The following is a 21,860-nucleotide window of genomic DNA, read 5'->3' as shown; positions in this document are numbered from 1 at the left end:
AGAAAAAAATAAGCCCACCGAAAAAAATCGGCAGGCTTATTTGTGTTTGCAGTAAAATTCTTATAATAATGCTCCTTAAAAAAATTTTGTCAATAACGGAGGAAGTAGAACATGAAAAGGAATAAAATTCGGTGTGCATGGGTTACTGACGATGAAATATATCAAAAATATCACGATTTTGAGTGGGGTAGGCCGGTTCATGATGATAATAAGCTTTTTGAATTTCTTATTCTAGAGGGGATGCAGGCAGGTCTTAGCTGGCTGACTGTTCTCAAAAAGAGGGAAGCATTCAGAAAAGCGTTTGACAATTTTGATATGGATAAGATCATTGAATATGATGATAAAAAATTTGAAGCTCTTATGCAAAATAAAGATATTATCAGAAATAAATTAAAAATAGAATCGGTTAAACAAAATGCAATTTGCTTTAAAAAGATACAAAGCACATACGGAAGCTTTAATTCTTTTATATGGGGATATGTGGATGGTGAACAGATTGTAAATTCATGGAAGCAGTTAGCTGACATTCCTGCCACAACAGAGCTTTCCGATAAAATAAGCAAAGATATGAAAAAGCTTGGTTTTAAGTTTGTAGGTTCTACCATTATATATGCTTTTATGCAGGCAATAGGTATGGTCAATGACCACACAGCAGACTGCTTTTTGTTTCATAAAGAGTAACTGATTTTGTAAAGAAAAATTGATAAATTGTAGTGTTTTCATGCATAAAAAACTACCTCCAATCCTTTGGACGGAGGTAGTTTTTTTATATAAGCATTTTCTTAATTCGGTTCCTTCAATTTCTTTATAAAATCCTCTTGTTCCTGCTTTAAAATAAGAATAAGCTTCTTTAAAAGCTTTGGAGTATTTACATCTGTATAGATAATCTTAAGGCCATACTCAAAATTGTTGGTGTCTTTGGATTTTCTTATAACAGTTGCCTTAAGGTGAAGTTTGATATCGAGGTGAAGCTCGAATTTTAATTCCTGGTATACCGGGAAATCATGTTTGGTGTTGATCATAAGGCCGTTTATACTTATGTTTTTAACAAGGACCAGGTTTTTTTTCTGAGATTCCCCTATTCTTACGTCGGCATAAAATGAAACGGGAAATCGTTCATAAAGCCTCTTATTTGTGATAGTCTCATAGTTGTCTATCTTTAAAGAAAGTTTATTATTGTCCTTATCGATATCTAAAAGATTACAGCTACCCATGTAAACCTCATTGTTAAACTCGCACCCCAAAACCACTGGATCGCCGGGAGAACAGTTAAGAAGTGCGACTTCATCGAATAGTTTTACAGATAGTGTATCGTCAAGAGTTTCGAGTACAATGCTTTTATATAACTTTGTACCGGAACAGTGGCGTATCGATACAATTTCACCGGCTTTTATATTCATCAATATCCCTCCGTATGAATAGAAATCTATTTTAATTTACAGTGTTTAGTATACCATAATGTTAAGTATATCATAATACTGTCAGGCAGCAAAGCTTGATAAAGATTCAAAACTAGCAATATAAGTATTAGTATGTTGGAATTTGGGTATTATATTGTTATTCTACTTTAATAGCTAAATATCCTTCAAAATTATTATCGGAAGGATAACAAATTTTTAATAATTTATTTTTCCCATGATTGTGTGGAAAAAGATTGTTAAAAATTTAATAAAATTGCCCAATTTCTATTGAAAAATGAAATAAAATAATATAGAATAACATTGGCAAAAAATAAAAAAGCCATAAAGTGGGGATTAGTGCTTTAGCTACATAATAGCTGCACGATAGTGATGGAAATATGTTTCACTATTATAACAAATTAACTAATAACATATAGGAGGATGATTTTAATGGCTGTAAAAATAGGTATTAATGGTTTTGGACGTATAGGACGTCTTGTTTTCAGAGCTGCGATTGAAAATCCAAACGTAGAAGTAACTGGTATTAACGACCCATTCATCGATCTCGAATACATGAAATATATGTTGAGATACGATACAGTGCATGGACAGTTCAAAGGTGAAATTTCCGAAGCTGATGGCAAATTGGTTGTAAACGGAAAGAAAATAGCTGTATTCGCTTCAAAGGATCCTGCAGAGATTGCATGGTCAAGCTGTGGAGCTGAATATGTTGTTGAATCAACAGGCGTATTCACAACTACTGAAAAGGCTTCAGCTCACTTCAAAGGCGGAGCAAAGAAAGTTATTATAAGTGCTCCTTCAGCAGATGCTCCAATGTTCGTTATGGGAGTTAACAACGATAAGTACACTAAAGACATGAACGTTGTTTCAAACGCATCATGTACTACAAACTGCTTGGCTCCTTTAGCAAAGGTTATCAATGATAACTTCGGTATAGTTGAAGGCTTAATGACTACTGTACATGCTGTAACAGCTACACAGAAGACTGTTGACGGACCTTCAAACAAAGACTGGAGAGGCGGACGTGGTGCAGGTTTCAACATAATTCCTTCATCCACAGGTGCTGCTAAAGCAGTTGGTAAGGTTATTCCTGAATTAAACGGAAAGCTCACAGGTATGGCATTCAGAGTTCCAACAGCTGACGTTTCAGTTGTTGACCTCACAGTAAGACTTGAAAAAGCTGCATCATATGATGAAATAAAGGCTGCTGTTAAGAAAGCTTCTGAAAATGAATTAAAGGGTATCCTCGGATACACTGAAGATGAAGTTGTTTCATCAGACTTCATTCATGATGCACGTACTTCAATTTTCGATGCAAAAGCAGGTATCGCATTAAACGGCAACTTCGTTAAGCTCGTATCATGGTATGATAATGAGTGGGGTTATTCAAACAAGGTAGTAGACCTCATCATTCACATGTCAAAGGTTGATGCTTAATTAGGAATGGATAACAATCATTTAAGTATTTTATCCATAAGTCAATAAATTGTTGATTAATAGTCCATCCTTCAACCCGACCAGCAGGGAGTGTTTTGGGGTGGACTTTTTAGATATTTCTGATTTATTAAAAGCAATTAATTTATGACTATTTTCATAGGAAGGAATGAATATAATGAGCTATAATAAAAAGTCAATTGAAGATATTGACGTAAAAGGTAAAAAGGTTATTGTCAGAGTTGATTTTAACGTTCCATTGGATGCAAACAAAAATATAACTGATGACAAGAGAATAGTTGGAGCACTTCCTACTATAAAGTATCTTGTTGATAAAGGTGCAAAAACCATTTTGGTATCACACCTTGGGAGGCCAAAGAACGGTTTTGAAGATAAATTCAGCATGAGGCCTACAGCAGTAAGGCTGGGTGAACTTTTGGGCAAGCCCGTTGTTATGGCTTCCGACGTTATCGGTGAAGATGCGAAAGCTAAGGCTGCAGCGTTGAAAGACGGTGAAGTTCTTATGCTTGAAAATGTAAGATTCCATAAGGAAGAAGAAAAGAATGACCCTGCATTTGCAAAAGAGCTTTCAACATTGGCAGAAATATATGTTAATGACGCTTTTGGTACAGCACACAGAGCACATGCGTCAACTGCAGGATTGGCAGATTATCTGCCTGCTGTCTGCGGATACCTTATTCAGAAAGAAATCGATATAATGGGTAAAGCATTATCAAACCCTGCAAGACCTTTTGTCGCAATTTTGGGAGGAGCAAAGGTTTCAGATAAGATAGCGGTTATTGAAAACCTGATAGACAAGGTTGATACACTCATTATAGGCGGCGGTATGGCATATACATTTATAAAGGCACAGGGTAACAATGTCGGTAAATCAATATGTGAAGCCGACAAGCTGGATCTTGCAAAGAGCCTTTTGGATAAAGCAGAAAAGAAGGGCGTTAAGCTTTTGCTTCCTATAGATAACAAAGTAGGAAAAGAATTCAACAACGATACAGAATCAAAGTTTGTATGCTCTACAGAAATACCTGATGATTTTATGGGTCTGGATATTGGGCCAAAATCAATTGAGCTTTTCGCAAATGTATTAAAAGATGCGAAGACAGTGGTATGGAATGGACCAATGGGAGTATTTGAATTCTCCAACTTTGCAATAGGTACTAAGGAAGTTGCTAAAGCTGTTGCTGAGTCAGGAGCTATATCCATCGTAGGTGGAGGAGATTCTGCGGCTGCAGTAGAGCAGCTTGGATATGCTGAAAAGATAACTCATATTTCTACAGGTGGCGGAGCTTCACTGGAGTTCCTTGAAGGAAAAGTACTGCCTGGAATAGATGTATTATTGGATAAATAAGGAGAGATGAAAAATGGCTAGAGTAATAATGGCTGCAGGAAACTGGAAGATGAATAAAACTCCAAATGAAGCTGCAGAATTTGTAGGTGCATTAAAGACAAAAGTTGAAGGAGCTTATTCCGAAGTTGTAGTAGGGGTTCCATTTGTAGCATTATCAGATGTTAAAAAGGCAGCTGCAGGATCAAACGTAAAAGTGGCTGCTCAGAATATGCACTGGGAAGAAAAGGGTGCATTTACAGGTGAAGTATCAGGTCAAATGCTTGCAGAAATGGGCATTGAGTATGTTATAATCGGTCACTCCGAAAGAAGACAATACTTTGCAGAAACTGATGAAACTGTTAATAAAAAAGTTCATTCAGCATTCAAATATGGTTTGACCCCAATAGTATGCTGCGGAGAATCCTTGGCTCAGAGAGAGCAGGGAGTTACAGCTGACCTCGTTAGATTCCAGGTTAAAATTGCACTTTTAGGATTGACAGCAGAACAGGCTAAAAAGACTGTTATAGCTTATGAACCTATCTGGGCTATAGGGACAGGTAAGACTGCAACCAATGAGCAGGCTGAAGAGGTTTGTGCAATAATAAGAGAATGTGTTAAAGAATTATATGGCAGTGAAGTTGCAGAAGCTACAAGAATTCTTTACGGCGGAAGTGTCACTGCTGCAAGTGCACATGATCTGTTCAACATGCCCAACATTGACGGTGGTCTTGTAGGTGGAGCAAGCCTTAAGCTTGATGATTTCGAAAAGATCGTTAAGTACAACGGTTAATTTATATGGAAATAAAACAACCTTCTTCTTTTAATATAGAAGGGGTTGTTTTTGTTAATGTCTAGGAAATTGTGGTGTAATACTGCACCAGAAATATGAATGGAGTGTTTTATAATGAAGGATAAATTGGTTGCATTAATAATATTGGACGGCTTCGGCATAAATCCAAAGGAAGACGGAAATGCCATAAAAGCTGCACATACACCCAATATTGACAGATACTTAAAAGATTATACCAATACCACAATAAAGTGTAGCGGGATGGATGTTGGCCTTCCTACAGGCCAAATGGGAAATTCCGAGGTAGGGCATACAAATATAGGTGCAGGAAGAATTGTATATCAAGAGCTTACCAGAATCACAAAATCCATAGAAGATGGTGACTTTTTTGATAAAAAGGAATTTCTTGATGCAATAGAAAACTGTAAAAAGAATAATACCAAGCTTCATCTGTTTGGGTTGTTATCTGACGGAGGCGTACACAGCCATAATACTCACCTTTATGCATTGATTGAACTGGCGAAAAGACAGGGCCTGAAGGACGTTTATATACACTGTTTCTTTGACGGTAGAGATGTCCCTCCGGATAGCTCAAAGGCTTTTGTTGAAGAGCTGGAAGCAAAGTTAAAAGAAATCGGTACTGGTAAGATTGCATCTGTTATGGGGCGTTACTACTCCATGGATAGAGATAACAGATGGGATAGGGTGCAGATGGCATATGATGTAATGGCATCTGGAAAAGGGCTTACTGCGGCAAGTGCAGGTGAGGCTGTTCAGAACTCCTATGATAAGGGCGAATTTGATGAATTTGTAAAGCCTACTGCTATTATAGAAGGCGGCAAACCTGTTGCACTCATAGATAAGAACGACTCCGTCATATTCTTTAACTTCAGACCGGACAGAGCAAGAGAAATCACAAGAACATTCACTGATGTTGATTTTAAAGGATTTGAAAGAGAAAGAGGATATTTCCCTGTGTTCTTTGTCTGCATGACACAGTATGACAAAACAATAGAAAATGCGATTGTAGCATTTAAGCCTGAATCACTTACAAACACATTTGGAGAATACATAAGCAAGCTTGGACACAAGCAGCTTAGAATTGCGGAAACAGAGAAGTATGCTCATGTTACATTTTTCTTTAACGGCGGTGTTGAGATGGTTTATCCAGGTGAAGACAGGGCTCTTATTCCATCACCAAAGGTTGCAACTTATGATCTGAAGCCTGAAATGAGTGCTTATGAGGTGGCTGACGAGGCCGTTAAGAGAATTAATTCAAAAGAGTATGACGTAATAATATTAAATTTCGCGAACCCTGATATGGTTGGTCATACAGGCGTAATGGAGGCGGCAAAGGCTGCAGTTGAAGCGGTTGATGCATGTGTCGGCAAGGTAGTGGATGCTATACAGGCTCAGGGAGGAGTAGCTCTCATAACAGCAGATCATGGTAATTCAGAGCAAATGATTGATTATGTTACAGGCGGACCGTTTACTGCACACACTACAAATGAAGTTCCTTTAATTGGTATTGGTTTAGGAGAAGCGAAGCTAAAGTCGGGAAGACTTTCGGACCTGACGCCTACAATGCTCGATATAATGGGAGTTGAAAAGCCAAAAGAGATGACAGGAAGTTCGTTGATTGTAAAATAAGTCATTCTATAGTTATATAAATGATTTTCATAAGTATAAATAATAATCCTCCCTAAAATTTCCTATATAATATGAAGAAATAGGATAAACTTTAGGGGGGATTTTTATGTTTAGGAAATACCTAAAGAAGTTTATCGCCCGGGTGCCAGTCGATAGGGCATAAGCCACCTGATTGCAGTGCTTGTAATACTCTCAGCGTTTCATCTACGCTTCTTCCAATATTTAGATCATGAACAACAGAATATTTTACGACACCGTCAGGATCAATGATAAACAAGCCTCTTAATGCAATTCCTGCTTGTTCAATGAGGACACCATATTTTTGAGATACTTCTTTGGTAATATCGGATGCAATTGGGAAATTAATTTTTCCAAGACCGCCATTTTCAACAGGGGTGTGGATCCATGCCTTATGTGAAAATTTACTGTCTATGCTTACTGCAAGAACTTCAGCTCCAGCCTTTTTAAATTCTTCTATTCTTCTGCTCATAGCAGTGATTTCAGTGGGGCATACAAAAGTAAAATCCAATGGGTAGAAGAAAAGTACCAACCATTTTCCTTTATAGTCACCTAGTGATACATTTAAAAAATCTTCGCCTTTTCCATCCACACACTCCATATTAAAATCAGGTGCTTGTACTCCAACAATACGATTCATCCTTGTAAACCTCCTTTAAGTTATATAAGTATTTTTAATTTTTCATGATGTATTTATACCATTTTATTTTCATGTAAAACATCAATGTTACATTTTTGTGTACATGTTAAACAACTTTTCATTCATGCATTAATACATAAAATAAAAAAATGTAATTAATAATAAAAACGGTTAAAAAATTAACAAGCATTTTACAAAATATTATTTACAATTGTCAAGACTTAAGTTATTCTATTAATGTTATATTTTAAGAATGGAAGGAGATTAAGTAATGAAACAGTATTTAGAAATTGAAAGTGTTTACGCTAGAGAAATACTTGACTCAAGAGGTAATCCTACAGTAGAGGTTGAAGTAATAGCAGAAGGCGGATTTTTAGGAAGAGCAGCAGTTCCTTCAGGTGCTTCAACAGGTGCTTTCGAAGCTATAGAATTAAGAGATGGTGATAAAAGCAGATACTTGGGAAAAGGCGTTCAGAAGGCAGTTGATAACGTTAACAACATAATAGCACCTGAAATTGAAGGTATGAACGTGTTTGACCAGGTAGCAATAGATAATGCCATGATTGCTTTGGACGGAACTCCTAACAAAGAAAAATTAGGAGCAAATGCTATTTTAGGAGTATCTATGGCTGCTGCAAAAGCTGCTGCTGAAGCTCTTGGATTAAGCCTTTACCAGTATATAGGCGGTGTAAATGCAAAGGTTCTTCCAGTTCCGATGATGAACATCATCAACGGTGGAAAACATGCTGACAACAGTGTTAACATTCAGGAATTTATGATAATGCCTGTTGGTGCTACAAGCTTCAAGCATGCTCTTCAAATGTGTGCGGAAGTATTCCACAACTTGAAAAAGGTATTAAGCGGCAAAGGTTACAGCACTGCAGTAGGTGATGAAGGCGGATTCGCACCTAACCTTAAGACTGACGAAGAGGCAATTCAAGTTATATTGGAAGCTGTTGAAAAAGCAGGATACAAGCCTGGAGCTGACTTCAGAATTGCTATAGATGCAGCTGCTACTGAAATGTATGAAGAAGCTAAGAAAAAGGGTCAGGAAGGAAGTTACTATTTCTGGAAAGCTGACATAATGAAGACTAAGGAAGAAATGGTCGCTTTCTGGTGTGATTTGGCAAATAAATACCCGATCATATCATTGGAAGACGGCGTTTCAGAGGAAGATTGGGAAGGTTGGAAGATGCTTACTGAAGCAATCGGTTCTAAGATTCAGTTGGTAGGGGACGATCTTTTTGTTACAAATACTGAAAGATTAAAGAGAGGAATCGACCTTGGAGTAGGAAATTCCATACTTATCAAAGTTAACCAGATCGGTACACTCACTGAGACTCTTGATGCTATCCAAATGGCAAACAGAGCAGGTTATACTGCAGTTGTATCACATAGATCAGGTGAAACTGAAGATGCTACAATTTCTGATATAGCTGTTGCTACAAACGCTGGTCAGATTAAGACCGGAGCTCCTTCAAGAACTGACCGTGTTGCAAAATACAACCAGTTATTAAGGATCGAAGAAGAACTTGCTGGTGTAAGCCAGTACCCAGGCCTTGATGCATGGTTCAATCTTAAGAATAAATAATAGCACATTAAAAAAGATGGTGTTGCAAATCTACTATTGAGTAATTTGCAGCACCTCATTTTAATTAAATTATATCAAAAACAATCCATATAATGCTTGTTTTTTGTTTTTATTTATGCTACAATGATAGTTGTCAATTTGCCATGGAGGTGTTTTGTAATGAGTGCAGTAAATATTATTGTGAATATATTTCATATATTGTTCGCCGTTTCGCTAATAGCGGTAGTTTTGTTACAATCAGGTAAGCAAGCGGGTTTATCCGGTTCTATAGCAGGTGGAGCCGAAACCTTTTTCGGTAAAAACAAAGGCAGAACAATAGATGCCTTGTTAAGTAAGTATACAACTGTTGCTGCGGTATTGTTTCTAGTTACCTCAATAGCTTTGGAGTTACTTATAAACAGATAATTGCAGAGTTTACACTGGTTATACAAGACAACTATCATTATTGGTAGTTGTTTTTATTATGTCTAGGAAATTTTCCATTTTCAAAGTATATTGATAAAAGCCAGGGGAACAATAAAAAATAAAAAATATTCGGAAGGGCTAGGTTATTGATGAGTGATATGAGACAGGACAGGAAAAAGAGAATAGTTTCCTTTATGAAGGAAGATGCTTATAAACCTCTTCTTTTTAAAGAACTTGTGGCGGTATTGGACGTTCCCAAGGATGATATTGCTGACTTTGAGAATGTTTTGACCGAGTTGGAACAGGAAGGTAAGATATATAAGACTCGCAGGGATAGATACGGTATACCTGAAAGAATGAGCCTTGTATCAGGGCGTTTGCAGGGAAGTGAGAAAGGGTTTGGTTTTGTGATACCTGATGAGGAAGATACCGATGATGTATTTATCCCTGCCCACTCATTGCATGGAGCTATGCATAACGATAGAGTAATTGCAAGAGTAAATAAGGGTACAGCTCCCGGTAAAAGGTCGGAGGGTGAGATACTGAAGGTATTAAAGAGGGCTAACACCAATGTTGTGGGTACATTTGAGAGCAGCAAGTATTTCGGCTTTGTTATACCAGATGATAAAAGGCTTGGTGCCGATATATTTATTCCAAAGGACGAGGTTAATGGTGCTCAGACAGGTCACAAGGTTGTAGTAGAGCTTATAAAATGGCCTGAGCAGAGAAGAAATGCTGAGGGTAGGATAATTGAAATTATCGGAGATAAGGATGAACCCGGTACAGATATCATTTCTATTATAAAATCACATAACCTTGTGCAGGAATTCAGCGAAGCGGCTTTAAGACAAGCGGAAGGAATAAGCGAGACGGTTCCTGAAGAGGCAATGAATGGGCGTAGGGACCTAAAGGGAATGAGGATGGTAACTATTGACGGGGAAGATGCAAAGGATTTGGATGATGCTGTTTCCGTGCAAAGGCTTCCGGATGGCAATTACAGGCTTGGAGTACATATAGCCGATGTAAGTTATTATGTTACTGAGAACTCACCATTAGATAAGGATGCTTTAAAGAGGGGAACCAGCGTTTATCTTGTAGACAGGGTAATACCCATGCTGCCTAAAAAGCTGTCAAATGGAATATGCAGTTTAAATCCTCAGGTTGACAGGCTTGCATTTACTGTAATGATGGATATTGACAAATTGGGCAGAATCATAAACCACGAAATTTTTGAGAGTGTTATTAATATAGATGAAAGAATGACTTATACAAATGTCTACAAAATTCTGGAAGAGAAGGATGAAGATCTATTACAAAGATATGATTATTTGTTGGATGACTTTAACCTTATGAAGGAATTGGCATTAATACTTAGAAAGAAGCGTTTTTCCAGAGGAGCCATAGACTTTGATTTTGATGAGGCAAAAATAATTCTAAATGATAAGGGAGAGCCTGTTGAAATCAAGAAATATGAATACACGGTTGCAAATCAAATCATAGAAGAGTTTATGCTTATTTGTAACGAGACGGTTGCCGAGCATTTTTACTGGGCAAATGCCCCTTTTGTATATAGAATACATGAAGATCCCGATACGGACAAAGTGCAGCACTTTACCGACTTTTTAGATAAGCTTGGTTATCGCTTGAAAGGTTCGGGAGATCCTCACCCAAAAGCATATCAGGATCTTTTAAGCAAGGTAAAGGGTAAAAAAGAGGAGAGGATTATTAGCACTGTTATGTTAAGGTCCCTCCAGAAAGCACGGTACAGCCATGAAAGTAACGGCCATTTCGGGCTTGCTGCAAAATTCTATTGCCATTTCACTTCCCCTATCAGAAGGTATCCTGACCTTATAATTCACAGGATAATGAAAGAATATATAAAAGGCAATATAAGTGAGAGCAGGGAAGACCGGTTTAATGAAATACTGCCTGAGATTGCGAATCATTGCTCAACCAGGGAGAGAGCAGCAGAGGAAGCTGAGAGGGAGACCGATGATCTTAAGAAGGTTGAATATATGAAAAAGCATGAAGGAGAAGTCTTTGACGGAATAATTTCAAGCGTTACCTCCTTTGGTATGTTTGTTGAACTTGATAACACTATTGAAGGACTTGTAAGAATGGACAACATGGAGGATGACTATTACATTTTTGATGATGAGCGGTATATGTTAATTGGTGAGAGAACCAGAAAAATTTATAGTATCGGGGATTCTGTAAGTGTTCAATTGGCCAAGGCTGATATTGCCAAAAGACAGATAGATTTTGTTCTTTTTGATGGTAAGGACGAAGATGGCAACGGGGAATCTTCGGCTGGCCTATCATATAAAAGAAAGCCTAAAAAGGCCAGAGGCAAATATACGCAAGACAGTGAAACTGACCAGGATATCAGCAAAAAAAACGGCGAAAATTATGAAGGTGCAGATAAACTTGCCAAAGAGGTTATCAAGGCAAAAAGACCGAGAAAGTGGGGCGGCATTGATCGTAAGGTTAAAGCTAGCATCAAAGGTAAAAAGAAGAAAAAGAAAGGCTGAAATTTATGATATTAGTTAGTGCATGCCTTTTGGGTGTCAATTGTAAATATAACGGCGGCAGTAATTGGAATAAAGAGGTTATTCATCTGATTAATAAGGAAGGAGCTGTACCCATATGTCCCGAGCAATTAGGAGGCTTTACTACTCCAAGGCCCAAGACTGAAATCCTCAGGGGTACAGGAGCTGACGTCTTAGACTTACGTTGCCGGGTAACAAGGGAAGACGGTGATGATGTTACAGATGCTTTTATTAAGGGTGCACAAGAGGTATTGAAAATCGCAAAAATGTTGGATGCTAAAAAAGCTGTTCTAAGATCTAAAAGCCCTTCATGCGGTGTAGGATGCATCTACGATGGAACATTTTCCGGACGGTTGGTTGAAGGAAATGGTGTTACGGCAGAGCTTCTCATAAGAAACGGACTGGAAGTAATAAGCGAGAAAGATCTGGAATAACGGACATAAAACTAGGTAAATATATAAGCGAAATAAAATACGGATACTTAAAAAGTATCCGTATTTAAAATTAAATTTGTACTGTTGTAAAGAATGTAAAAATCAGTGAATTTTTAGATATATTATTGTATAAAGTTTTTAATTTCATCACAGAATTTTTCACAATCATCTGAGTGTACATCAACTTTGATTGGTTTTGCAAGATCCAAGCTGAATATTCCCATAATTGACTTTGCATCTACAACATAACGACCTGATGTCAAATCAACATCAAAATCATATTTGTTTACCATATTAACAAAGTCTTTTACATCGTTTATGGACTTTAAAATAATGTTAAATGATTTCATATTACAAACCCCCTTTTCTCTAAATGCTGGTATTACTATATAACAAGTAATTATAATAACAATCTCAAATTAATATTATCCTGTTTTTGGTGTCAAGTCAATGATGATATTGTTAAATCAATCCTAATGTTTTATAATAAAATAGTTGAAATCCAATTGATATAAGGGTTTTAACGCCAATTGTGCATAACTAACAAACTTTTGATTAAAAATATATAAAACGTTATTGAGGATAATTTAATGAGACGAGTTGCTTTTTTTACATTGGGATGTAAAGTAAACCAGTATGAGACCGGAGCCATGTCGGAAATTTTTGAGAATGCCGGCTACCAGGTTGTTGATTTTGATGCTCCAGCGGAGGTTTATGTTATAAACACTTGCACTGTAACGGGTATGAGTGACAGAAAGTCACGAAATGTCATTAGGAAAGCAAAAAAGTGCAACCCTGATTCTTTTGTTATTGTTGTAGGCTGCTACGCCCAAACCTCCCCTGAAGAGGTAGAGAATATCCCAGGGGTTAATATGGTAGTGGGAACAAAGGATAAGGGGAAAATAATAGAGTTTTTGGAGGACATAAAATCAGGAAGCGGCAGAGTTAATTATGTAGGTGATATAAAAGATTTTAAAAATTTTGAAAAACTTGATTTAACCTCATATAAAGATCGGACTCGGGCAATACTAAAGATTCAGGACGGCTGCAACAATTATTGTTCATACTGCATTATACCCTATGCAAGAGGACCTATAAGAAGCAGGGAGAGGGAAGATGTTGTTAATGAGGTAAAAGGTCTCGCACAAAACGGATTTAAAGAGATAGTTCTTACCGGTATTCACTTGGCATCATATGGTAGGGATATCGGATCATCCCTTCTTGAGATTATAAGGGATATTCATGATTTTGACGGAATTGAAAGGATAAGGCTTGGGTCCATAGAGCCCACTATGATAAACATGGAGTTTGTGGAAGCGGTTAAGGGACTTAATAAGCTTTGCCCACATTATCATATATCCCTTCAGAGCGGCTGTGATGAGACCTTAAAAAGAATGAACAGAAAATATGCCACAGAGGAATATAAAAACGTAGTTAAACTTTTAAGGGATAATATACCGGATGTATCCATAACTACAGATATAATGGTAGGGTTTCCGGGGGAGACGGATGCTGAGTTTAATGAAACACTGGTGTTTTTGGAGGAACTATCCCTTGCTAAGATGCATGTGTTTAAATATTCACCTAGGAAGGGCACTGCGGCGGCATCCTTTAAAAATCAGGTGAATGCAGAGAAAAAAGAGGAAAGAAGTACTATCCTCCTAAAGCTTTCTAATAAAAATTTACTGGAGTTCAATAAGAGGATGGAAGGAAGAGTAGTGCCGGTTTTGTTTGAGCAGGAGTCAGGTTTGGAGGAGGGGAACATGGAGGGCTTGACAATGAATTTCTCTCGTGTTATATCTAATGGAAGAAATGATATAAAAGGTCAAATATGTAATGTAAAGCTAATAAAAGCTACGAATGATTATATTTTTGGGGATATTTTATAAGGCAAATGATTATCACCGATAAGTGAATTATGATTGTGATAAGAATAATTTGGGTTAGATAATGTTGTTTAATTAAGGTTCACCATTGTTGCATAATTTATCCTATTGTATTACTATTATATTAATAGTATTTGCATACTATATTTTAATAGTCTAAAAGTTCTATGATTGTTATAGTAATAAATGCCTATTTTTTATGGAAGAGATCTTAATAATATATGCTATAAATCTCGCATTTGGTACCTACCAATGTAAGGGTTTAATTGATTTGATTCAGCACTAAATAATCATACAACACTAAGTAGTTGGGGGAGTGGTTATAAATGGTTAATAACGAAACTATGATGTTCAAAGTTGACAAAGAAAAACTGAATTCTGCACATGAGATATTGACATTGGTATATAAAGCTTTAAAGGAAAAAGGGTATAACCCTATTAACCAGATAGTTGGATACATACTTTCGGGTGATCCTACTTACATAACCAGCCATGACAATGCGAGAAGCATAATAAGACGACTTGAACGGGATGAGCTTTTAGAAGAGATTGTAAGATTCTATCTGGAAGAAAAGAAATAATTTTTTGGGTTTTAAGAGCAGTCTACTATATTAGCTTATTGCTAGGAAATGACTAAAATATTACTTCCGATTTTGAATGTATGTTGAAAGTTAAGTCAACATATAAGCGAAGTTTGTAGCGGAAGTTGTATTTTAGTCATTTCTGTGGTTTTAGAATGTCTTTTTTTGTGTCTATTACAGATAGCCAACTGTAAAGTTATATATCAGTTCGTTATCTCTGTTAAAAGTGGTGATTATCTATGGATTATATAGAGTTGGGTAATACCGGGATAAAGGTATCAAGGCTTTGTTTTGGAGGACTTATAATAGGCCCACTGCAAGCCAATATGTCGGTTGAAGAGGGTGCGAGGGTCATAGCCGATGCCTTTGAAATGGGGGTTAACTTTATTGATACCGCCGAACTATACGGAACATATCCCCATATAAGAGAGGCTATAAGGATTTCAAAATTTAAGCCGGTGGTGGCAAGCAAATCTTATGCCTACAGCAAAGAATCGGCCAGGGACAGCGTAGAAAAAGCCAGGAGAGAAATGGATATTGATGTCCTGGATATTTTTTTGCTTCACGAACAAGAGAGTAGATTGACGCTTAGAGGCCATAAAGATGCCTTGGATTATTACCTTGAACAAAAGGAAAAAGGAATAATAAAAGCAGTTGGTGTATCAACCCATAATGTTGAAGTTGTGGATGCAGCAGCGGATATGCCGGAAATAGACGTAATTCACCCCATAGTAAATAAGGCTGGATTGGGCATTGGTGATGGGACAATAGACGAAATGCTTGCAGCAGTTAGAAAGGCTTTTGAGGCTGGAAAGGGTATATACAGCATGAAGCCTTTAGGAGGGGGCAATCTTCTAAGAAGTTTTGATGAATGTCTTGAATTTGTTTTAAAGCTGCCGTTTATCCATTCTATAGCATTGGGTATGCAGTCCTTAGAGGAAGTCAGGATGAATGTTAGTATTTTTAATAATCAAGAGGTATCTGAGAACATAAGGTATGCTTTGATTAATAAAAAGAGAATACTACATATTGATTATTGGTGTAATGGATGCGGAAACTGCGTGAATCGATGCAGGCAAAAAGCTTTGAAAGTTGCAGATGGAAAAGCTGAAGTGGATATGGACAAGTGTGTTCTGTGCGGGTATTGTTCAGGTGTATGCACTATGTTTGCAATAAAAATAAGATAGAGACGAGTGTTTATAGATATTAAGCTGTAAAGCTAAGTCAGCCCAGTATCTATAACTTACTGGAGGTAAAATGAGAATAATAGGAATTGACTATGGAGATAGGAAAATCGGTGTTGCCATAAGTGATCCATTAGGGATGATTGCACGCGGTGTAGAGACCATCAGGTGGGATTCCGATATCAGAAAACCTTTAAAAAGATTAATTGAGATAATAGCACAGCACCAAGCGGAAAAATGTGTTGTGGGTTTTCCTCGCAATATGAACGGTACCATTGGTGAAAGAGGCGAGAAAACAATGGAATTTATAAATCTGCTCCGAGAACAGTCCAAGCTGGAGGTAATTCCGTGGGATGAGCGGTTAACTACAAAGGCTGCCAACAGGGCAATGCATGATATGGGTATAAAGACATCAAAGAAAAAGGCAATTGAAGATCAGATTGCTGCTGTATATATACTGCAAAACTATTTGGACAGCTTGTAAACTATACTAAGAAATGAATAAAATTACTTCTGATCCTGATATTGTTAATTAGCTATGTATAAAAACAATATATTATGTTAAATATATTTAATGTTTACAATTTAGTGAGAAAATATTGGGAAACTTTTGATACTGTGATATAATTATATTCTGATAAAGGAAAAGGAGGGATAATAATGTCCGAAGAGAGAGATGACGTAGTTGTTCTAGTTGACGAAAACGGAGAAGAAGTTGAATTCGAGCACCTTGATACAATTGAAATGAACGGTAGTGAATATGTTGTTCTTTTACCGGTTGAGATGGAAGAAGAAGAGCAGGAGGAAGAAAGCGATACTGATGAGGTATTAATTCTTAAGATAGAGCATAATGAGGAAGGCGAAGATTCATTTATCAGTGTCGAGGATGAAGTTGAATTAAATATGGTTTTCGAGGAATTCAAAGTCAGAATGGAAGATGAGTTTGATTTTTCAGAATAATATTTACCTAAAATATTTATAGAATACCGAACAAAGGACAATTTATTAAGAATTGATCCTTCTGTTTATAGATGACGAACTGTAAATTAGTTATATAACTTTACAGTTCGTTGTCTATATATGCGGCAAATTATATCAGTATCAGGGGTTTATATAAATTAAATTAAATTTATGGGGGGGAGTTTTATGATTAAAAGAATAATTATTTTGCTTGGTACACTTATGGCTATAGCTTCTATAGCTGCATGTGATGGGGCAAATAATAATATAGTGCCTACCAGTACTCATGTAACATTCACAATGGCCCCATCTTTTACTAGTACGCCTTTTGTGGAACCAACGCCAACGCCTAAAAAAATTAATTTTGTGTTTCCGAAGGAAGGGGAAAGGCCCGTTGCTGTTATGATTGATAACGAAGGTAAAAGGGTGCTGCCTCAGGGTGGACTTGATAAGGCACAGCTGGTTTATGAGATTGCCGTTGAAGGCGGTGAGACCAGATTAATGCCGGTCTTCTGGGGGACCAATCCCGGTATGATCGGGCCTGTCAGGAGCTCAAGGCATTATTACCTTGATTTTGTTATGGAGCATGACGCCATCTATGTGCATTTTGGATGGAGTCCTAGAGCCATGCAAGATATATCCAAATTCAAAATTAACAACATAAATGGCGTTGGCTACGGAGGAGAAGTCTTCTGGGATTTGACAAAGGACAGAAGAAACTGGCAGGACTCATATACATCAATGGAAAATGTGAGGAACTTTATAAAAAAAGCAAAGTACAAGCAGACTACCGATAAAAAGTTGGTTTTTGGCTATAATCAAATGGATGAAAAATTAAATTCAGGAGAAAAGGCGAATAAAATAACGGTAAGGTATAACTCAAGAATATTCAATACATATGAATTTGACGCCTCAAACGACATATATAAGAAGACTCGCAATGGCGAGCCGCATATGGAACGAGTAAGCAAAAAACAGTTGGAGGTTAAGAATATAATTATTCAACATATAGCCAACTATGGAATAAAGGGAGATGATAAAGGAAGGCAGGATTTGAATGATGTGGGAAGCGGAAACGGTTGGTTTATTACATGCGGAGAAGCAATTAAAATCAAATGGGCCAAGAAAGCCAGAAATTCAAAGACAAGCTATACCGATGAAAGCGGCAAACCCATTGAATTAAACCCAGGTCTTACCTGGATACAAATAGTGCCTTTAAATTCGAAAGTTATATTCCAATAATGTATTCAGTAATTAGAAATTATAGCCGAAATATACTATACGAAAAGTGACAGTTTAATCTCTTTTCATTATGTCAAAAATGTAAATTAAATGGGGGATAATATGCATGAAGGGCATAGAAAAAGGCTGAAAGAAAGATTTCTAAAAGAAGGACTGGATAGCTTTGAACCTCATCAGGTACTGGAAATGCTTCTTTTCTATTCCATACCGAGAAAAGACACGAATGAAATTGCACACAGGCTCTTGAAAAAGTTCGGATCACTTTCAGGTGTTTTTGAAGCGGATATAAAGGATATTCATAATACAGAAGGGATTGGTGAAAGCTCCGCATTTCTTCTTGCATTGATACCTTCCATTTCCAGAAGGTATTTTAATGATAAATGGGGAGAAAAGCCTGTGTTGGACAGCTCGGCAAAAGCGGGCCAGTTTGCAGTTTCAATATTTATGGGCAGAACCTATGAAGCATTCTATCTTATTTGTTTAAACAGCCAAAACAGAGTAAACTACTCGGCACTTATTCAGGAAGGGACTATAAACGAATCCCCTGTATACCCTAGGCTTATTGTAGAGACAGCACTAAGGCATCAGGCAAACAGCGTCATTCTTGCACATAACCATCCTGGAGGAAGCATGAATCCATCCCGGGCGGATATTGAGATTACTGAGCGTATTAGAGTTGCTCTAGAAGCAATCTCCATAACGGTTATTGATCATATTATTGTTGCAGGCGACAAATATGTAAGCTTTGCTGAAAAGGGATTGATGAAATAAATAAGGCAATATAAAAAGCCGGCTGTCAGATACTTTTGGTTTAGCCGGCTTTAAAATTGATATTAGTGATTAGAAAGGTTTCTACAATTCATCGATTTTGACATGATCAATATCAAAGTCCTTATTATCGAAGTAATTTTTATTCAGTGCATATCCGAAAGTGGAATCCAGCTTTATCCATTTTCCTTCATCATGAAGATAAATTTCGTTCCATGCATGATATTCCTGACGTTTTCCCGATACATAATTGCCTCGTATGACTTTTGCCTCTATACCGATAGACCTGGACATGGCCGCAAACAAGGTTGAAAAGTCGTAGCATACACCTTTTTTTGTTTTAAAGGTATTTTCTGCTCCGTAGACATCTGTAAAGTCATTTGCCAGCTGTCTGCGATATTTGTCATAATCATACTTTATGTTCTTGGTAATCCAGTTATATATATTTTTAGTTTTATCGCGATCGGTTTTGGAGAGCCTTGTAAGACGTTTGGCAAGATCGGCAATAGCAGGATAGTCGCTTTCAATATCCTTGGTGGGAACCAAGAATCGGTTAACATCAGCAACGTTTTCTACAATTAGCTTAGGGCCATAGGTGTATTTTCTATCCTCAAGATTAACCATGATATTAACTTCATACTGGCCTTTGCCCTCAGTAAACCATATGTTTTCATTGAACTTGCCATTGTCAAGGTCAATATCAAACCATTCCTGATAAGAATCTTTAATAATAAGGGCTTTGATTTTTTGTTTCGAGGTCTGACCGGAGATGTTAATTTTCCCATCAGCCTGTGATGGTAGCTTAATCAAAGATACTCCGTTTTCAGTAATCAGAAGTGGCTCTTCGGCATTCGATACTTGGAAGGGCGTGATGGATAACAAAGAAGTGATGGTAAAAATCAAAAAAAGCTTAATAAAACGGTTCATGATAAATCCCCCTTTTTCGGTTACTCAGCCGTCATAGTTTTAGTTTGGGAATTATCAAGGATTACTTAAGGAGTGTTTCCATTTAAGACAGTAAGACGGGATGAAGTAAATGATCGGAATTACTGCTAATGAAAATGAATTAAAAGCAACATGTACTTTTAATAATAGAAAACTGCATTAAAGACAACCCTTTGAAATTCCCCAATAAACATTAGACCTGTAGTTTTGCGTCCCTTTCTTTCGAAAGGTTTGCCATTGTCGAAAGGGTTTTACATAATTAATAAATGTGAACATAATAAAAGCTCTGATTGACTTGCCAAACAGAGCTGGTATATGCTTTTAAAAGCAATCCTAACACCTTTGGCAACCCGGCTGTCATAGAATAAACCTTAGACCCTTGGGCTTTACGTCCCTATCTTTCGATAGGTTTGTCATTATCAGTATGTTTACTATTTAATTAATTACATAAATCTCCTACAATTATATTTTACTACTTTTTATCGTAAGTTACAATAGGCTTCGACTAATTTATCCATATTTATTGTGAAATATATTATTTAGGTGTTTTCTTTTGAGCCTTAAGCATTTCAATGCATAGGAGGAGCCTTCTGTCTTTGGTATCCTCTTTTTTGGCGGATAGAATCCATTCGATATATTCACGCTTATGAGAATATGAAAGCTTGTGAAAAAATTCCTTTTCATTAGGGTTGGTGTGTAATAAATTATCAAGTTCCATTGGGATTTCCACTGCTCTTTCTTCTGTATCCTGAACTATAATTACATGTACTTTGTCACCGGGACCCTTTCCGATTGCGTTTCGGACCTTCTGATTTAATCCGATAAAATGGCATCGGTGTCCCATCTTTGCAAGAGACCCTCTGTACTCATATCCGTCAAAATATGCCTTAACTTTTACCTGGCCTTTTACTCCGAACTCTTTTTCCACATCATAAGGAAATTCTATATACCCGGAATTAAGTGTCTCATGCTTTATTATTTCCGCTTCAAATTCGTATTTTTTCATTAATTATCATCCTTTGACTTATAAAGTGGTGTTTTTATTGAGGATATCAGCCGGAAGCTAAATATTATTATAACCAAAATATAAAGCCATATAGAAGAATACTTAGCGTCGAGCAGCTTTATAACGGCTAATACCAATGCAGCAATTATTATAAAACTGTAAAATATGATCTTTACATAATTCTTTTTTAGCATTTTAATCACCTGTTTCTGTATAGATAGATTAAAAGTGATAAATCTATTACACTTGTCTGTCGCAAATCCCGTTGAACCGTTCGTTATTTGCTTCGCCAAATGTAAGATTAGCAACACTTTTAATCTAGATTATACGTTGTATAAACACATTATATACTTTTTGCAGTGTTTGAGGAAGGTGAAATGTTTAGTTGCTTACGTGCTTGCGAATGAAATTTAAAAAAGAAGCAGTTACTTTTAAATTGACATTTTTGATATTGCTTATATATACTGAATATGGTGTTTGCCACATTTGATATAGAAACGAGTATATTATTCACAAAGGGGTGTATGTACATTATTAGTAGTGAAATAAGAGCTAATATTAAGAAAGCATTGTTATACTCAGCTGATTTATTGGCAGCGATTACACTTTTTTGTAATTTGTTTTTTACTGCAATACATTACACAGACAAGTGGTATATGAAAAATACCAAGGATGTTGAAAGTCAGATAATGGGTTTGCAAATTGTTGGGCTTCTCTTTTACTTGCCGTTATCAATTATAATTACATATATCGTTTTAAATTTACTAGGGAAATTACATTTTGGGTTTAAAATTTTGTTTTTACTTATAAATGCAGGTATATTCCTGTATGTAACGAATTTGGTTCTTTAAACTATAATCAATTTAGTTATACAATTTCCAACTATAGTAAACAAGCGACTTTCGTTTTCTAAAAGTCGCTTGTTTACTATAGTCGGAGTGAGAGGACTCGAACCTCCGGCTTCTTGGTCCCGAACCAAGCGCTCTACCACCTGAGCCACACCCCGAT

21 protein-coding genes, 1 tRNA gene and 2 riboswitches are annotated in these 21,860 nt (G+C 36.7%); of the genes, 16 read left to right on the top strand and 6 right to left on the bottom strand.

Annotation, left to right across the window (positions count from 1 at the left end):
* Nucleotides 1-111 precede the first annotated feature (111 nt).
* The gene (locus tag VIO64_RS18665; RefSeq protein ID WP_331921065.1) at nt 112-681 is read left to right on the top strand and encodes a DNA-3-methyladenine glycosylase I; all 570 of its coding nucleotides are present in this window, start codon (nt 112-114) and stop codon (nt 679-681) included.
* A gap of 101 nt (nt 682-782) precedes the next feature.
* Here the strand turns inward: VIO64_RS18665 and VIO64_RS18660 are convergent, their stop codons facing one another.
* Nucleotides 783-1,400, bottom strand: coding sequence for a PilZ domain-containing protein (locus VIO64_RS18660; RefSeq protein ID WP_331921063.1), 618 nt, complete (start codon nt 1,398-1,400; stop codon nt 783-785).
* 450 nt (nt 1,401-1,850) lie between these two features.
* Here VIO64_RS18660 and gap point away from each other — a divergent pair, with 450 nt between their 5' ends.
* The 4 genes from gap (at nt 1,851) to gpmI (ending at nt 6,643) form a co-directional block, all read left to right on the top strand.
* Nucleotides 1,851-2,858: a type I glyceraldehyde-3-phosphate dehydrogenase gene (gap, locus tag VIO64_RS18655; protein ID WP_331921061.1), complete on the top strand. Its 1,008-nt coding sequence runs from the start codon at nt 1,851-1,853 to the stop codon at nt 2,856-2,858.
* 172 nt (nt 2,859-3,030) lie between these two features.
* On the top strand, nt 3,031-4,224 hold the full coding sequence (locus VIO64_RS18650) for a phosphoglycerate kinase (RefSeq protein ID WP_331921083.1): 1,194 nt from the start codon (nt 3,031-3,033) through the stop codon (nt 4,222-4,224).
* A 13-nt stretch (nt 4,225-4,237) separates the two neighbouring features.
* Nucleotides 4,238-4,993 carry a triose-phosphate isomerase gene (tpiA, locus tag VIO64_RS18645; RefSeq protein ID WP_331921059.1) on the top strand — a complete coding sequence of 252 codons (756 nt, stop codon included), beginning with the start codon at nt 4,238-4,240 and terminating at the stop codon, nt 4,991-4,993.
* A gap of 114 nt (nt 4,994-5,107) precedes the next feature.
* Nucleotides 5,108-6,643: a 2,3-bisphosphoglycerate-independent phosphoglycerate mutase gene (gene gpmI / locus VIO64_RS18640; RefSeq protein ID WP_331921057.1), complete on the top strand. Its 1,536-nt coding sequence runs from the start codon at nt 5,108-5,110 to the stop codon at nt 6,641-6,643.
* 121 nt (nt 6,644-6,764) lie between these two features.
* Here the strand turns inward: gpmI and VIO64_RS18635 are convergent, their stop codons facing one another.
* The gene (locus VIO64_RS18635) at nt 6,765-7,301 is read right to left on the bottom strand and encodes a peroxiredoxin (RefSeq protein WP_331921055.1); all 537 of its coding nucleotides are present in this window, start codon (nt 7,299-7,301) and stop codon (nt 6,765-6,767) included.
* Between the two features lie 271 nt (nt 7,302-7,572).
* Here VIO64_RS18635 and eno point away from each other — a divergent pair, with 271 nt between their 5' ends.
* From eno to VIO64_RS18615, 4 genes are all read left to right on the top strand, one after another.
* The gene (eno, locus tag VIO64_RS18630) at nt 7,573-8,892 is read left to right on the top strand and encodes a phosphopyruvate hydratase (protein WP_331921053.1); all 1,320 of its coding nucleotides are present in this window, start codon (nt 7,573-7,575) and stop codon (nt 8,890-8,892) included.
* 159 nt (nt 8,893-9,051) lie between these two features.
* On the top strand, nt 9,052-9,297 hold the full coding sequence (gene secG, locus VIO64_RS18625) for a preprotein translocase subunit SecG (RefSeq protein ID WP_331921051.1): 246 nt from the start codon (nt 9,052-9,054) through the stop codon (nt 9,295-9,297).
* 149 nt (nt 9,298-9,446) lie between these two features.
* Nucleotides 9,447-11,828 (top strand): ribonuclease R, encoded by a 2,382-nt coding sequence (rnr, locus tag VIO64_RS18620; RefSeq protein WP_331921049.1) that lies wholly within the window; start codon nt 9,447-9,449, stop codon nt 11,826-11,828.
* A 5-nt stretch (nt 11,829-11,833) separates the two neighbouring features.
* A complete protein-coding gene (locus tag VIO64_RS18615) occupies nt 11,834-12,280 on the top strand; it encodes a DUF523 domain-containing protein (protein WP_331921047.1) in 447 nt (148 codons plus the stop codon).
* A gap of 122 nt (nt 12,281-12,402) precedes the next feature.
* Here the strand turns inward: VIO64_RS18615 and VIO64_RS18610 are convergent, their stop codons facing one another.
* Nucleotides 12,403-12,630, bottom strand: a complete 228-nt coding sequence (locus VIO64_RS18610) for an HPr family phosphocarrier protein (protein ID WP_331921045.1) — start codon at nt 12,628-12,630, stop codon at nt 12,403-12,405.
* A gap of 240 nt (nt 12,631-12,870) precedes the next feature.
* Here VIO64_RS18610 and mtaB point away from each other — a divergent pair, with 240 nt between their 5' ends.
* From mtaB to radC, 7 genes are all read left to right on the top strand, one after another.
* On the top strand, nt 12,871-14,169 hold the full coding sequence (gene mtaB, locus VIO64_RS18605) for a tRNA (N(6)-L-threonylcarbamoyladenosine(37)-C(2))-methylthiotransferase MtaB (RefSeq protein ID WP_331921043.1): 1,299 nt from the start codon (nt 12,871-12,873) through the stop codon (nt 14,167-14,169).
* A 323-nt stretch (nt 14,170-14,492) separates the two neighbouring features.
* Nucleotides 14,493-14,747 carry an IreB family regulatory phosphoprotein gene (locus VIO64_RS18600; protein ID WP_331921041.1) on the top strand — a complete coding sequence of 85 codons (255 nt, stop codon included), beginning with the start codon at nt 14,493-14,495 and terminating at the stop codon, nt 14,745-14,747.
* 239 nt (nt 14,748-14,986) lie between these two features.
* Nucleotides 14,987-15,934: an aldo/keto reductase gene (locus tag VIO64_RS18595; protein WP_331921039.1), complete on the top strand. Its 948-nt coding sequence runs from the start codon at nt 14,987-14,989 to the stop codon at nt 15,932-15,934.
* 70 nt (nt 15,935-16,004) lie between these two features.
* A complete protein-coding gene (ruvX, locus tag VIO64_RS18590; RefSeq protein WP_331921037.1) occupies nt 16,005-16,415 on the top strand; it encodes a Holliday junction resolvase RuvX in 411 nt (136 codons plus the stop codon).
* A 176-nt stretch (nt 16,416-16,591) separates the two neighbouring features.
* Nucleotides 16,592-16,891: a DUF1292 domain-containing protein gene (locus tag VIO64_RS18585; protein WP_331921035.1), complete on the top strand. Its 300-nt coding sequence runs from the start codon at nt 16,592-16,594 to the stop codon at nt 16,889-16,891.
* Nucleotides 16,892-17,077: 186 nt separating this feature from the next.
* Nucleotides 17,078-18,133 carry a DUF3048 domain-containing protein gene (locus tag VIO64_RS18580; protein WP_331921033.1) on the top strand — a complete coding sequence of 352 codons (1,056 nt, stop codon included), beginning with the start codon at nt 17,078-17,080 and terminating at the stop codon, nt 18,131-18,133.
* Between the two features lie 102 nt (nt 18,134-18,235).
* The gene (gene radC / locus VIO64_RS18575) at nt 18,236-18,904 is read left to right on the top strand and encodes a RadC family protein (protein WP_331921031.1); all 669 of its coding nucleotides are present in this window, start codon (nt 18,236-18,238) and stop codon (nt 18,902-18,904) included.
* 81 nt (nt 18,905-18,985) lie between these two features.
* Here radC and VIO64_RS18570 read toward each other — a convergent pair whose 3' ends face one another.
* The 3 genes from VIO64_RS18570 to VIO64_RS18560 form a co-directional block, all read right to left on the bottom strand.
* Nucleotides 18,986-19,828 (bottom strand): transglutaminase-like domain-containing protein, encoded by an 843-nt coding sequence (locus VIO64_RS18570; RefSeq protein ID WP_331921029.1) that lies wholly within the window; start codon nt 19,826-19,828, stop codon nt 18,986-18,988.
* Nucleotides 19,829-20,007: 179 nt separating this feature from the next.
* A riboswitch (cyclic di-GMP riboswitch) is annotated at nt 20,008-20,092 on the bottom strand.
* Nucleotides 20,093-20,187: 95 nt separating this feature from the next.
* Nucleotides 20,188-20,271: riboswitch (cyclic di-GMP riboswitch) on the bottom strand.
* Between the two features lie 110 nt (nt 20,272-20,381).
* A complete protein-coding gene (locus VIO64_RS18565) occupies nt 20,382-20,852 on the bottom strand; it encodes a YdeI/OmpD-associated family protein (RefSeq protein ID WP_331921027.1) in 471 nt (156 codons plus the stop codon).
* 933 nt (nt 20,853-21,785) lie between these two features.
* Nucleotides 21,786-21,858, bottom strand: a tRNA-Pro gene (locus tag VIO64_RS18560).
* Between the last annotated feature and the right edge of the window lie 2 nt (nt 21,859-21,860).

The sequence above is a fragment of the Pseudobacteroides sp. genome, assembly GCF_036567765.1.
Taxonomy (GTDB): domain Bacteria; phylum Bacillota; class Clostridia; order Acetivibrionales; family DSM-2933; genus Pseudobacteroides.
Note: the sequence above shows the minus strand (reverse complement) of the source record. Positions and strands in the feature narration are given on the sequence as shown.